The following is a 12,769-nucleotide window of genomic DNA, read 5'->3' on the forward strand; positions in this document are numbered from 1 at the left end:
CAGTCTCGCGGGTATGGGCGATGGGGGCGCGTGCGCTCAGGCGGGGCGCTGGCCGCGCTTCACCTGCGCCTTGGGCTCGCGCATGAAGCGCATCTGCACCGTGCGCATCGCGCCGTACCAGCCGAGCCCGCGTTCGACGCGGTCCTCGCCGAACTTGGCGCGGGTCGCCTTCTTCACGCGGAACGACGTGAGCACCATGTCGAGCACCGCGACGACGATAAAGACCCAGAGCAGCACGTACGAGTAGAACTGCAGGAACGGGATGTTGACGAACATCAGCAGTAGCACGACGACCATCACGGGCATCACCATCTCGGCGATGTGCCAGCGCGAGTCGACGTAGTCACGGACGAAGCGCCGCTGCGGCCCCTTGTCGCGCGGCTGCATGTAGCGCTCGTCGCCGGCGGCCCGACCGATCCGCGCCTTCTCGCGCTGGGCAGCGAGCTCGGCGCGGGCGCGCGCCTTCGCCTCTTTGGTGTCGGCGACCAGGGGACGCTTGCGTGCGGCTTCCTGCTCGGCGCGGCTGGGCGTCGGGCGCCCCTTGCCGCTCGCGGAAGTAGGCTCGGCGTCGAGCGGAGCGGAGTCAGCGGTGATCTTGGCCACGGGAGTTCCCTCGGGAAGCGGATGGGGGTTCGACTTAAGATTACCCGCATGACCTCGGAGACACCCCGAAATTCCGCCGTGCATGATTCTGTCGCCGCCGGCATCCCCACCGCGCTGGCCGATCTCGGTGCGCTGGTGCGCATTCCCTCGATCGCCTGGCCGGCGTTCGATCAGACCGCCCTGGAGCGGAGCGCCGATGCGGTCGCCGCGCTGGCGACGAGTACGGGCGTGTTCGATCGGGTCGACGTCACGCGGTCTCGGATCCCGGGGACGGACGAGTTCGGGCAGCCCGCCGTGCTCGCGACGCGCGCCGCACGGAACGGGCGACCGACCGTGCTCCTCTACGCGCACCACGATGTGCAGCCGACCGGCGACGACGACCTGTGGGAGACCCCGCCTTTCGAACCGACCGTGCGGGAGGGCCGGCTCTACGGGCGCGGCGCCGCCGACGACAAAGCCGGCGTCATGGTGCACATCGCCGCGTTGCGCGCGCTGAAGGAGATCGCCGGCGACGACCTCTCCCTGGGCGTCGCCCTGTTCATCGAGGGCGAGGAGGAGTACGGGTCCCGTTCCTTCGGACAGTTCCTGAGCGACAACGCGGACGCCCTCCGCAGCGACGTCATCGTGGTGGCCGACTCGGGGAACTGGGATGCGGAGACCCCCGCGCTGACGGTCTCGCTCCGCGGCAACGCGCGATTCACGCTCACCGTGCGGACGCTGGATCACGCGTCGCACTCGGGCATGTTCGGGGGAGCGGTGCCGGATGCGTTCATGGCCACCGTGAAGCTGCTCGCGACCCTGTGGGACGACGACGGCGCGGTCGCTGTCGACGGGTTGCTCGAGCGGGACGCGGAAACGCCCCCGTACGACGAGGCCACGCTCCGCGACGAGGCGGGACTTCCCGACGGCGTGTCGCCGGTCGGGCGAGGTTCGATCCTCAGCCGGATCTGGAACAAGCCGTCGATCACCATCACCGGCATCGACGCGACGAGTGTGGAAGCGGCCTCCAACACGCTCGCTCCGGAGATATCCGTCGTGATCTCGGCGCGGGTCGCTCCGGGCCAGCGCGCCGAGCAGGCGTACGCGGCGATCGAGACGCACCTGCGCGCGCACGCGCCGTTCGGGGCGCAGCTCACGTTCACGGATGTGGACTGCGGTGACCCGTTCCTCGTCGACACCAGCGGATGGGCGGTCGAGGCAGCGCGTGCCGCGCTCAGCGTCGGTTACGGCGTAGACGCGGTCGACGTCGGCATCGGCGGGTCGATCCCGTTCATCGCCGACCTGATCGAGCAGTTTCCGGGCGCACAGATCCTGGTGACCGGCATCGAGGACCCGCACACGCGCGCGCACAGCCCGAACGAGTCGCTCCATCTCGCGACGTTCCGCCGCGCCGTGCTGTCCGAAGCGCTGCTGCTCGAGAACCTGGACTCGCGAACGATCTGAGGATCACCGGCGCCCAGGCCCGAGACGCGTCGTAGAATCGAGAAGTCCCGCGTCGTGCGGGCCCGCACCGAAGGAGAGTCATGACCGACACCGCACTGTCGACCGACCAGGCCACCCAGCCCCACGGTGTGGCGCTCAGCGATGCCGCCGCCGACAAGGTCAAGAACTTGCTCGAGCAGGAGGGCCGTGACGATCTGCGTCTGCGCGTCGCCGTCCAGCCCGGCGGATGCAGCGGCCTGATCTACCAGCTCTACTTCGACGAGCGTTACCTCGATGGCGACCAGACGGTCGATTTCGGTGGCGTCGAGGTCATCGTCGACGACATGAGCGTTCCGTACCTGGATGGCGCGACGATCGATTTCAAGGACACGATCTCCGAGCAGGGGTTCACGATCGACAACCCCAATGCTTCGGGCTCCTGCGCCTGCGGCGACAGTTTCCACTGACCTGCAATTCAGTTCGCGCAATCGGCGCGGTCGGCCCCGGAATTCCGCGGTTCGGCCGCGCCGATTGGCATATGCAGCCTGGACGGATGGCCTGAATAGGGTGAGACCTTGCCCTAGACTGAAGGAAGCTTCATCCGCAATCTGAAAGGTGCGCCGTGCCCTCGAAACGTCGTATCCGCTGGGCCGTTCTCCCCTTGGGGATCGCGTCGGCTGTCATCCTCGCCGGATGCAGCACGTCCGAGCTGCACGGCTTCCTTCCCGGCTTCGTCGAGGACGGTACTCCCACCACGAACCGCACCGACATGGTCGCGGGTCTCTGGGTCAACTCCTGGATCGTGCTGCTCGCGGTCGGAATCGTCACCTGGGGCCTGATGCTCTGGGCGATGATCGCCTACCGCCGCCGCAAGGGTCAGACCGGGCTGCCCGTGCAGCTGCGTTACAACATGCCGATCGAGATCTTCTACACGGTCGTGCCGTTGATCCTGGTGGTCGGCTTCTTCGCCTTCACGGCGCGCGACCAGACGATCCTCGAGACCCAGTACGACGACCCCGACGTGTCGATCACGGCGATCGGCAAGCAGTGGGCCTGGGACTTCCAGTACGGCAACGACGACACCCCGAGCGACGAGCCGGTCTGGTCCATGGGTATCCAGGCCCAGACCGATGCCGCGGGCAACGTCGACCAGGCGCAGCTGCCGACCCTCTACCTCCCCGTCGACAAGAGCGTCAAGATCCAGCTCGAATCGCGCGATGTCATCCACTCCTTCTGGATCGTGGACTTCCTCTACAAGAAGGACATGTACATCGGGCGGGACAACTTCTGGTCCTTCACGCCGACCCGTGAGGGAACCTACGCCGGCAAGTGCGCCGAGCTCTGCGGCGAGTACCACTCCGCCATGCTCTTCAACGTGAAGGTCGTCAGCGAGGACGAGTACGAGCAGTACCTCGACTCCCTCCGCGACAAGGGGCAGACGGGCGACATCCAGGACGCCTACGACCGGCTCGGGAACAACCCGGGCACCGGCGGCACGAACGCCGAGGGAGACGAGTAATCATGGCGACGACGCTTCCGCTCCAGGAGAAGGGCTCGTCCCGACCGACGACGCTGCCCCCTCGTCAGGCCGCCCTGCTCAGCGCCACGCGCGTCGAGCAGAAGGGCAACATCATCGTCAAGTGGATCACCTCCACTGACCACAAGACGATCGGGTACATGTACCTGATCGCGTCGTTCCTGTTCTTCCTGCTCGGCGGCGTGATGGCACTCATCATCCGTGCCGAGCTGTTCGAACCCGGGATGCAGATCGTTCCCACGAAAGAGCAGTACAACCAGCTCTTTACGATGCACGGCACGATCATGCTGCTCATGTTCGCGACGCCGCTGTTCGCCGGATTCGCCAACGCGATCCTTCCGCTGCAGATCGGTGCTCCCGACGTCGCGTTCCCGCGTCTGAACGCATTCGCCTTCTGGCTCTTCCTCTTCGGCTCGACCATCGCGGTCGCCGGCTTCCTGACCCCCGCGGGCGCGGCATCCTTCGGGTGGTTCGCGTATCAACCGTTGGCCAGTGCGTCGTTCACACCCGGCGCCGGAGGCAATCTCTGGATGCTGGGCCTCGGCATCAGCGGTTTCGGCACGATTCTCGGCGCGGTGAACTTCATCACCACGATCATCACGATGCGTGCCCCCGGCATGACCATGTGGCGGATGCCGATCTTCTCCTGGAACACGCTGGTCACCAGCATCCTGGTGCTGCTCGCGTTCCCGATCCTGGCCGCAGCGATCTTCGCGGCCGCCGCCGACCGCGTGCTCGGTGCGCACATCTACGACCCGCAGAACGGTGGCGTGCTCCTCTGGCAGCACCTGTTCTGGTTCTTCGGTCACCCCGAGGTCTACATCATCGCTCTGCCGTTCTTCGGCATCGTGTCGGAGATCTTCCCGGTGTTCAGCCGGAAGCCGATCTTCGGATACAAGACGCTGATCTACGCCACGATTGCCATCGCCGTGCTGTCGGTCGCCGTCTGGGCGCACCACATGTACGTCACGGGTGGGGTGCTGCTGCCGTTCTTCGCTTTCATGACGATGTTGATCGCGGTCCCCACGGGCGTGAAGATCTTCAACTGGATCGGCACCCTCTGGCGAGGCTCCGTGACGTATGAAACGCCGATGGTGTTCGCGCTCGGCTTCCTCGTGACCTTCGTCTTCGGTGGTTTGACCGGCATCATCCTGGCGTCGCCGCCGCTCGACTTCCACCTGTCGGACTCGTACTTCGTCGTCGCGCACTTCCACTACGTCGTCTTCGGTACCGTCGTGTTCGCGATGTTCGCCGGGTTCTACTTCTGGTGGCCCAAGTGGACCGGCAAGATGCTCAACGAGCGCATCGGCTACATCCACTTCTGGACGCTGTTCATCGGCTTCCACATGACCTTCCTCATCCAGCACTGGCTGGGCGTCGATGGCATGGTGCGTCGCTACGCGGACTACTCGGCCGCCGACGGCTGGACCTGGCAGAACCAGGTGTCGACCATCGGCTCGATGATCCTCGCCGCATCCGTGATCCCGTTCCTCTTCAACGTGTGGATCACGGCCCGGAAGGCCCCCTCCGTCACGGTCAACGACCCCTGGGGATACGGTGCATCGCTCGAGTGGGCGACGTCGTGCCCGCCGCCGCGTCACAACTTCACGTCCATCCCGCGCATCCGCAGCGAACGCCCCGCGTTCGATCTGAACCACCCCGAAGCGGCCGTGCCGGTCGGCGTGGGTCCGGCGAAGGATGCCCCCGATGCCCCGGTTGTCGACACGGCCGAGGGAGAGGTCAAGTAACGTGCGCACGAACACCACGATCTGGTGGATCCTGGTCGGCTTCTTCGTCTTCATCGATGTCGTGTACATCGGATGGAGCGTGCTGGCGCATCCCGAGATTCAGCCCTGGTACAAGGCGATCGAGTGGGTGGGTTCGATCGCGCTGCTGTTCGGTGCGCTGATGGCCGCCATGATCGGCTTCTACACTCAGCGCGTCTACATGGCGCAGGGCGGGGAGCTTCCCGAGGACACCCTCACTGCCGACATCGACGATGGCGACCCGGAGCTCGGCGAGTTCAGCCCGTGGTCCTGGTGGCCCATCGTGCTCGCCGCCTCTGCCGCCATCGCCGCGATCGGCCTCGCGGTCGGTACGTGGATGGTGCCCATCGGATTCGCGGTCTTCGCCATTGCCATCGTCGGCTGGGTGTTCGAGTACTACCGCGGGTATTTCGCGCGCTGATCCGTGTCGATCCGGTTGAATCCGGCCGTCGTCTCCGACATCGGCCCCCATCGTGCCTCCAATCAGGACGCAGCGTTCACCGCGTCCTGGGGAGCCGCGGTTGCCGACGGCGTCGGTGGCGGTCCGTCGGGCGACCTCGCCTCGGCCGCGCTCGTCCATCGGCTGGTGCCCGGCCCGATGCGGATCACCGAGCCGGAGGAGTTGCTCGCCCGCATCCGTGAGGCGAACTGGGACCTGCGCGCACACGTGCGCCGCGACCCCAGCCTGCAGGGAATGGCGACGACGTTCACCGGGATCTTCGTGACGCCCGATGACCGACTTCTCCTCGCGCACACGGGGGACTCGCGCGCCTACGTTCTGCGCCACGCCCAGCTGCTGCGGCAGACGCGCGACGACTCCTACGTGCAGGCGCTGGTCGACAGTGGGTTGCTCGCTCCGGAGGCTGCCGCATCCCACCCGCGTCGCAACATCATCACCGCGTCGCTCGGCGGCGGGGAAGAGGATGTCGTCTCCGTCGCAGAGCGGGAGGCCGTGGTGGGGGATCGCTGGCTGCTGTGCAGCGATGGAGTGAGCGACTACCTCGATGATGAAGAGATCGGGCTCACGCTCCTCCGTCACCGCGACGTCGGGTCCGCCGCTGAGGCGCTTGTCGCCCTGGCTCTCGACAGTGGCTCTCGCGACAACGTGACCGCGGTCATCTGCGACGTGGTCGACGGCCTTGCCGATCTGCACGAACGAGCCGCGTTCGCCGGTTCGGCCGCGGAGCGGTTCCAGGAGCAGCTCGACGTCATCGCCTGACTCCTTCGGGTCAGGCCTTGTCCCGCACGACCATGACGAGCGGGTCGAAGGTGCGTGGGAGTTCTCCCCGGTCGTTCTCGGTGGGCTGGCCCTCGCGCGCCCAGTACTCGAACCCTCCGATCATCTCGCGCACCGGGTAGCCCAGGAGTGCGAACTCGCGGGCGCCCTTCGCGCCGGCGTTGCATCCCGGGCTCCAGCAGTAGACGACCACGGCGGTACCGGCGGGGATCTCGACGGGCGCCCGCTCCGCGATCTGCCGATACGGCATGTGTATGGCACCGGCGACTCGACCCTGAGCCCACGCCTCATCGCCGCGTACGTCGATGAGCACGACATGCTCACCGTTCTTCTGAGCCGCGTACACGTCGGAGGGGTCGGTCTCGTGGGTGAGTTTCGTCGAGAAGAAGTCGAGGGCGTCGGTCATCGTCCGAGCCTAGGCCGGGCGTACCGCCGCCGACCCTGATCAGGCAGACGCCCGTCGGCGGATTCCTGCCGGATCAGGCCAAGAGCCCGCCGATCGAAACGGGGCTGTCGGCGATGTTGCCCACGATTCCCCGGATGACGTTCTCGCCGGTCTCACGCCGCAGGCCGTCGTACCAGGCCTCGGTCACGTCGGGCTCGAAACCGTGCGTCTCCGCGGCGCGCTTGCGGGCGCGCAGAACCAGATCGGCCGCGCGCTGCGTGCGGGCGTGCTCGTAGCGGCGCAGGGTGTCTTCGATGCCGAGTGAGGTGGTGGCGAAGAGCAGGCCGAGCACGTAGCTGTCCTCGAGCGCCGAACACGCTCCCTGACCGATGTCGGGGGCCGTGTTATGCGCGGAGTCGCCCAGCAGGACCACACGACCGCGCGTCCAGGTGTGGAACGGGTCGACGTCCCAGATCTCGACCCGGTTGAAGGATGTCGCCGGATCGATCGAATCGAGAAGTGTCTGCACGCCCGGGGCCCAGCCGGCGAACGCCTCGCGCAGGGGTGCGATCCCGGTGGAACGGTCGTAGGGGATGCCGGACGGCTGGGGTACGTCGCAGAAGAAGTAGAAGCGATCGCCGGCGACGGGCATGACCGAGACGCGCTTTCCTTCCGCGACGTACGTGGTCCACTGGTCGACCGGTCCGACGCGCGTGTCGATCGGGACGAGCCCGTTGAAGTTCGTGTAGCCGGAGTAGCGGCGTTCGGTCGGAGTGCCTCGGACGTAGTCGCGTGTCAGCGACCGCGCGCCATCCGCGCCGATGACGAGATCCGCCGTCGCCGTCTCACCGTTCTCGAAGGTCACGGTCACCTCGTCGTCGGTCTGCGAGATCGACTGCATCCGCATCCCGAGATGGATGCGGTCGGCACCGACGGTGTCCATCAGGAGGCCCTGCAGATCGGCGCGGGCGACGGGGTAGGAGCGTTGACCGGTCTGATCGGTGACCGGGTCGAGGCTGAACCGGCACATCGTGTCGCCGGTGTGGCCGTCGACGTAGGCCATGGTGTCGAGGTGGCCGCCGAGCGCCGCGACCTCGTCGCGCAGACCCAGCCAGTTCAGGACCTTGACGCCGTTCGGCCACAGTGAGAGGGCTGCGCCCACCGGACGGTTCTCACGGATCTGGTCGTAGATGCGCACATCGTGGCCGAGTCGCTGCAGGGCGATGCCCGCGCTCGTTCCGCCGATACCTGCGCCGATGATGATGACTCGCACTCCGTTACCGTAACCGGGCGCTGTCACGGCGATGTTACAACCACCAACATCGCACGCTACGGAAATGACGAATGCCCCGGCGGTCTGCCGGGGCATTCGGTGTCACAGCCTCAGCTGCGCGGTTCGTCGTCCTTCGGAGCGTTCAGCTCTTCGAGACGCTTCGGTGACGGGAACTCGACCTCGGCCTTGTCGTGCAGCGAGATGGTCGGGCGACCCTCCTTCTCCGCGCGTTCCGTCGCGCCAGCGATCTCGGCGTCTTCCTCGGAGTCGATGTGATCGAGCGTGTGATGCTGGTGAGCGACCGCGGCATCGAGCTCGGCCTGCGTCAGCGGTACGAGACGGTCCTCGAAGAACCAGCGCGAGATCGACGCGCGGAGGTTCTCGTGCCACGGGATGCGCCCCTGGGCGTTCGGACGAACCACGAGAGGCTCGTTCACCTCGTTGTCGACCAGCTTCCAGCGCTCGTACTCGTCGACGGGCTGGTGCACCTCGATGTACTCGCCGCCGGGGAGGCGGACGATGCGACCGGACTCGTAACCGTGCAGAGCGATCTCACGATCCTTCTTCTGCAGCGCGAGAGCCATCCGCTTCGTGACGAAGTAGGCGATGATCGGGCCGATGATCAGGAGCGCCTGCAGCGTGTGGATCACTCCCTCCATCGTCACCCAGAAGTGCGTGGCGATGATGTCGGAGGATGCCGCTGCCCACAGGACCGCGTAGAACGTCACGCCAGCGGCGCCGATCGCCGTGCGGGTGGCCGCGTTGCGCGGACGCTGAGCGATGTGGTGCTCCCGCTTGTCGCCCGTGACCCACGCTTCGATGAACGGGTAGATCAGCACGAGGACGATGAACAGGCCGAGGACTGCCAGCGGCAGGATGATGTTCCACGACCAGGTGTGGTCGAGGAAGACGGTCTCCAGGTGCGGCGGAACGAGGCGCAGCGCACCATCCGCGAATCCGATGTACCAGTCCGGCTGGGTACCGGCCGACACCGGGGAGGGGTCGTACGGTCCGTAGTTCCAGATGGGGTTGATCGTCACGAGCGACGCGATCAGCACGATCACACCGAACGTGATGAAGAAGAAGCCACCCATCTTCGACATGTAGACGGGCATCATCGGGTAGCCCACGACGTTGCTGTTCGTGCGGGCGGGACCGGCGAACTGCGTGTGCTTGTTGATGATCATCAGGATGAGGTGCAGCGCCAGGAGCGCGACGAGGATCGCCGGAAGCAGCAGGATATGCAGCGTGTAGAGGCGGCCGACGATGTCGGTTCCGGGGAACTCTCCGCCGAAGAGGAGGAACGAGATCCAGGTGCCGACGATCGGGATGCCCTTGACCATGCCGTCGATGATGCGGAGGCCGTTACCCGAGAGCAGGTCGTCGGGGAGGGAGTACCCGGTGAAGCCCTCGGCCATCGCCAGGATGAAGAGGATGAAGCCGATGACCCAGTTGAGCTCGCGCGGCTTGCGGAAAGCACCCGTGAAGAACACGCGGAGCATGTGCACGCCGATGCCCGCCACGAAGACGAGGGCGGCCCAGTGGTGGATCTGGCGAACCAGCAGACCACCGCGGACGTCGAAGGAGATGTGCAGGCTCGACTCGAGCGCCGCAGACATCTCGATGCCGCGCATGGGCTCGTACGCACCGAAGTAGTGCGTCTCGACCATGGATGCCTGGAAGAAGAACGTGAGGAACGTGCCCGAGAGCAGCACGACAACGAACGCCCACAGGGCAATCTCACCGAGCATGAACGACCAGTGGTCGGGGAAGATCTTGCGACCCAGCTCTTTCACGAGCCCCGAAAGGCTGGTGCGCTCGTCGAGATAGTTCGCCGCAGCGCCGACGAAACGGCCGCCGAGCGGCTTACCGTCGCGACCCGCGGGGGGAGCCGTCGTCACGCCCGAGGCAGGCTCGGTCGTGACGTTCTCCGTGGGGTGGGTGACGGTACTCAATGACGCTCCCAGAAGCTCGGGCCGACGGGTTCGGTGAAGTCGCTGCGTGCGACGAGGTAGCCCTCGGCGTCGACCGTGATCGGCAGCTGGGGAAGGGGACGCGCGGCCGGGCCGAAGATGACCTTGGCGCCGTCGGCGACGTCGAACTGCGACTGGTGGCACGGGCACAGCAGGTGGTGGGTCTGCTGCTCGTAGAGCGCCACCGGGCAACCGACGTGCGTGCAGACCTTGGAGTAGGCGACGATGCCGTCGTACGACCAGTCCTTGCGGTCCTCGGCCTCGATCAGCTTCTCCTGCGGCATGCGCATGAGCAGAACGATCGCCTTGGCCTTCTCCTCGAGGTACCCGTCGTGGTGGCTGACGCCGGCGAGCTCTTCGGGGATCACGTGGAAGGCGGAGCCCAGGGTGACCTCGGATGCCTTGATCGGCTCGCCGCTGGGGTCGCGCGCCAGGCGCGTGCCCTCGGTCCACATGGTGTGGCTGAGCAGGTGCACGGGGTCGCCCGCGTAGGGGTTCGCGGCGCTGTTCTGCGGAGCGAGACCGCGGAAGAGGACGACGCCGGGGATCACCGAGGCGACGAGTGCGGCGAACAGCGAGTTCCGGATCATCGTGCGGCGCCCGAATCCGGACTCCTCGTTCGCGACCTCGAAGTTCGCGATGACGGCTTCGCGCGTCGAGTCCCGACCGCGCGTGGCGTGGCGCGGCTCGATGAACTCCTTGTCGGACATGACGGCCTTCGACCAGTGGATCGCGCCGACGCCGATGGCGAGCAGCGCGAAGGCGATACCGAGGCCGATGAAGAGGTTGTTGTCGCGGATCGCGGCGAGCGATCCGCTCTCGATCGGGAAGATCAGGTACGCGATGACGGCCCAGATGGATGCCGCAACCGACAGGTAGAAGAGCGTGTAGACCGTGCGTACGGCGCGCTTCATCGCCGCCGGGTCCTTGTCCGTGATGCGTTCCCTGTGGTCAGGAAGACCGGGGTTCTGCACCGGGTCGGACACTGCCACAGCGAGACCACTCGACGGCTTCCAGGAAGCCCTCTCGTGCTCTAGCGGGTCGCCCTCGTGTGCCATGGTGCTCCTCGTGCGTTCGTTCGTGGGGGACGGTTAGTTCGACTTCGCGGTGATCCACACCGTGATGGCGATCAGTCCGCCGATCCCGAAGATCCAGATGAAAAGGCCCTCGGATACCGGACCGAGCGACCCGAGCGAGAATCCGCCGGGCGATTCGTTGTCCTGCATGTAGAGAAGCGCGGAGATGATGTCGCGCTTGTCTTCGGCCGAGAGGTTCATGTCGTTGAACACGGGCATGTTCTGCGGGCCGGTGACCATGGCCGCGTACATGTTCAGTGCGCTCGTGGTGTGCAGGTTCGGGGCGTACTTGCCCTCCGTGAGAGCGCCGCCGGCGCCCGCGACGTTGTGGCACATGGCGCAGTTGATGCGGAAGAGCTCGGCGCCCTCCGACACGTCGCCCTGACCGTCGAGGACCTCGGCCGCCGGGTAGGTGGGGCCGGGGGCGATGGACTGCACGTAGCTGGCCATCGCGTCGATCTGGTCCTGCGTGAACTGCACCGGCTTCTGCGGTGCCTGCGGCGCCTGCGCCTGGAGCGGCATCCGGCCCGTGGAGACCTGGAAGTGAACGGCCAGCTCGCCGACGCCGTACAGCGAGGGTCCGCTTTCCGTGCCCTGGACGTCGAGTCCGTGGCAGGTGGCGCAGTTGGCCTGGAACAGCTTCTTGCCGTCTTCGACGGTGAGCGTGGATGCCGCAGCCGACGTGTCGGTCGTTGCGGCCATCGCGGCCGATGCGCCGGCGTACACGCCGCCCGTCAGCAGCAGGCCGATGCCGATGAGGGCAGCGGCGGCCAGGGGGCTGCGACGACCGGACTGCCGACGCTTCTTCTCTCGTGCCATGAGTTCGTGGGGCTCCGCTCTATCGCAGGAAGTAGATGACGAGGAACAGGGCGATCCAGACCACGTCGACGAAGTGCCAGTAGTACGACACGACGATCGAGGTGGTCATCTCCTTGCGTCCGAAGTTCTTGACGGCGTACGCGCGGCCGATGACGAGCAGGAACGCGACGAGTCCGCCCGTCACGTGCAGGGCGTGGAAGCCGGTGGTGATGTAGAAGGCCGACGCGTACGAGTTGGCGCTGATCGGCATGCCCTCGGCGATGAGCTGGGCGTACTCCCATACCTGACCGGAGACGAAGACGGCGCCGAGGAAGAAGGTGAGGAAGAACCACTCGACCATGCCCCACTTGAGCGGGTTCTTGTCGGTGCGGTACGGCTGGTAGCGCTCGGCGGCGAACACACCCATCTGGCACGTGACCGACGACAGCACGAGGATGATCGTGTTGACGGTGGCGAAGGGGACGTTCAGCAGCGAGGACTCGTCGGCCCACAGCTCGGGGGAGGTGCTGCGCAGCGTGAAGTAGATCGCGAACAGGCCGGCGAAGAACATGACTTCGCTGCCGAGCCAGACGATGGTGCCGACGGCGACCGGGTCTGGCCTCTTAACCTTGCGAAGGGCCTGGGAATACGTCGCTGGGGTCGTCACAGTGTCCATTATGACCGATATCGGCTGCCTGT

General features: G+C 66.3%; 13 protein-coding genes. 6 read left to right on the forward strand and 7 right to left on the reverse strand.

The window, feature by feature from the left end; translation table 11 throughout:
- Positions 1-36: 36 nt before the first annotated feature.
- Complete coding sequence (locus tag LQ938_RS06400; protein WP_374197463.1) at positions 37-594, reverse strand: DUF3043 domain-containing protein; 558 nt, start codon at positions 592-594, stop codon at positions 37-39.
- A gap of 57 nt (positions 595-651) precedes the next feature.
- Here LQ938_RS06400 and LQ938_RS06405 point away from each other — a divergent pair, with 57 nt between their 5' ends.
- The 6 genes from LQ938_RS06405 (at position 652) to LQ938_RS06430 (ending at position 6,547) form a co-directional block, all read left to right on the forward strand.
- Positions 652-2,046, forward strand: coding sequence for a dipeptidase (locus LQ938_RS06405; protein ID WP_223721442.1), 1,395 nt, complete (start codon positions 652-654; stop codon positions 2,044-2,046).
- Between the two features lie 80 nt (positions 2,047-2,126).
- Positions 2,127-2,492 (forward strand): iron-sulfur cluster insertion protein ErpA, encoded by a 366-nt coding sequence (erpA, locus tag LQ938_RS06410; protein ID WP_223721441.1) that lies wholly within the window; start codon positions 2,127-2,129, stop codon positions 2,490-2,492.
- Positions 2,493-2,647: 155 nt separating this feature from the next.
- Positions 2,648-3,544, forward strand: coding sequence for an aa3-type cytochrome oxidase subunit II (gene ctaC / locus LQ938_RS06415; RefSeq protein WP_223721440.1), 897 nt, complete (start codon positions 2,648-2,650; stop codon positions 3,542-3,544).
- Positions 3,545-3,546: 2 nt separating this feature from the next.
- Positions 3,547-5,310 carry an aa3-type cytochrome oxidase subunit I gene (gene ctaD / locus LQ938_RS06420; protein ID WP_223721439.1) on the forward strand — a complete coding sequence of 588 codons (1,764 nt, stop codon included), beginning with the start codon at positions 3,547-3,549 and terminating at the stop codon, positions 5,308-5,310.
- Between the two features lies 1 nt (position 5,311).
- The gene (gene ctaF / locus LQ938_RS06425) at positions 5,312-5,749 is read left to right on the forward strand and encodes an aa3-type cytochrome oxidase subunit IV (protein ID WP_223721438.1); all 438 of its coding nucleotides are present in this window, start codon (positions 5,312-5,314) and stop codon (positions 5,747-5,749) included.
- A gap of 3 nt (positions 5,750-5,752) precedes the next feature.
- Positions 5,753-6,547, forward strand: coding sequence for a PP2C family protein-serine/threonine phosphatase (locus tag LQ938_RS06430; RefSeq protein WP_223721437.1), 795 nt, complete (start codon positions 5,753-5,755; stop codon positions 6,545-6,547).
- 10 nt (positions 6,548-6,557) lie between these two features.
- Here the strand turns inward: LQ938_RS06430 and LQ938_RS06435 are convergent, their stop codons facing one another.
- The 6 genes from LQ938_RS06435 to ctaE form a co-directional block, all read right to left on the reverse strand.
- Positions 6,558-6,971: a rhodanese-like domain-containing protein gene (locus LQ938_RS06435; protein WP_223721436.1), complete on the reverse strand. Its 414-nt coding sequence runs from the start codon at positions 6,969-6,971 to the stop codon at positions 6,558-6,560.
- 73 nt (positions 6,972-7,044) lie between these two features.
- Positions 7,045-8,223: an FAD-dependent urate hydroxylase HpxO gene (hpxO, locus tag LQ938_RS06440; protein ID WP_223721435.1), complete on the reverse strand. Its 1,179-nt coding sequence runs from the start codon at positions 8,221-8,223 to the stop codon at positions 7,045-7,047.
- Between the two features lie 110 nt (positions 8,224-8,333).
- The gene (gene qcrB, locus LQ938_RS06445; protein WP_223721636.1) at positions 8,334-10,124 is read right to left on the reverse strand and encodes a cytochrome bc1 complex cytochrome b subunit; all 1,791 of its coding nucleotides are present in this window, start codon (positions 10,122-10,124) and stop codon (positions 8,334-8,336) included.
- A gap of 50 nt (positions 10,125-10,174) precedes the next feature.
- A complete protein-coding gene (gene qcrA, locus LQ938_RS06450; RefSeq protein ID WP_223721434.1) occupies positions 10,175-11,254 on the reverse strand; it encodes a cytochrome bc1 complex Rieske iron-sulfur subunit in 1,080 nt (359 codons plus the stop codon).
- Positions 11,255-11,287: 33 nt separating this feature from the next.
- Positions 11,288-12,091 carry a cytochrome bc1 complex diheme cytochrome c subunit gene (gene qcrC / locus LQ938_RS06455; RefSeq protein ID WP_223721433.1) on the reverse strand — a complete coding sequence of 268 codons (804 nt, stop codon included), beginning with the start codon at positions 12,089-12,091 and terminating at the stop codon, positions 11,288-11,290.
- A gap of 19 nt (positions 12,092-12,110) precedes the next feature.
- Positions 12,111-12,746 carry an aa3-type cytochrome oxidase subunit III gene (gene ctaE / locus LQ938_RS06460; RefSeq protein WP_223721432.1) on the reverse strand — a complete coding sequence of 212 codons (636 nt, stop codon included), beginning with the start codon at positions 12,744-12,746 and terminating at the stop codon, positions 12,111-12,113.
- Between the last annotated feature and the right edge of the window lie 23 nt (positions 12,747-12,769).

The organism is Microbacterium sp. cx-55 (assembly GCF_021117345.1).
Classification (GTDB): Bacteria; Actinomycetota; Actinomycetes; order Actinomycetales; family Microbacteriaceae; genus Microbacterium.

Coding starts and splice junctions, on each gene's coding strand:
- LQ938_RS06405 (WP_223721442.1), top strand. CDS start 652: ATGACCTCGGAGACACCCCGAAATTCCGCCGTGCATGATTCTGTCGCC.
- erpA (WP_223721441.1), top strand. CDS start 2,127: ATGACCGACACCGCACTGTCGACCGACCAGGCCACCCAGCCCCACGGT.
- ctaD (WP_223721439.1), top strand. CDS start 3,547: ATGGCGACGACGCTTCCGCTCCAGGAGAAGGGCTCGTCCCGACCGACG.
- LQ938_RS06435 (WP_223721436.1), bottom strand. CDS start 6,971: ATGACCGACGCCCTCGACTTCTTCTCGACGAAACTCACCCACGAGACC.
- qcrA (WP_223721434.1), bottom strand. CDS start 11,254: ATGGCACACGAGGGCGACCCGCTAGAGCACGAGAGGGCTTCCTGGAAG.
- qcrC (WP_223721433.1), bottom strand. CDS start 12,091: ATGGCACGAGAGAAGAAGCGTCGGCAGTCCGGTCGTCGCAGCCCCCTG.
- ctaE (WP_223721432.1), bottom strand. CDS start 12,746: ATGGACACTGTGACGACCCCAGCGACGTATTCCCAGGCCCTTCGCAAG.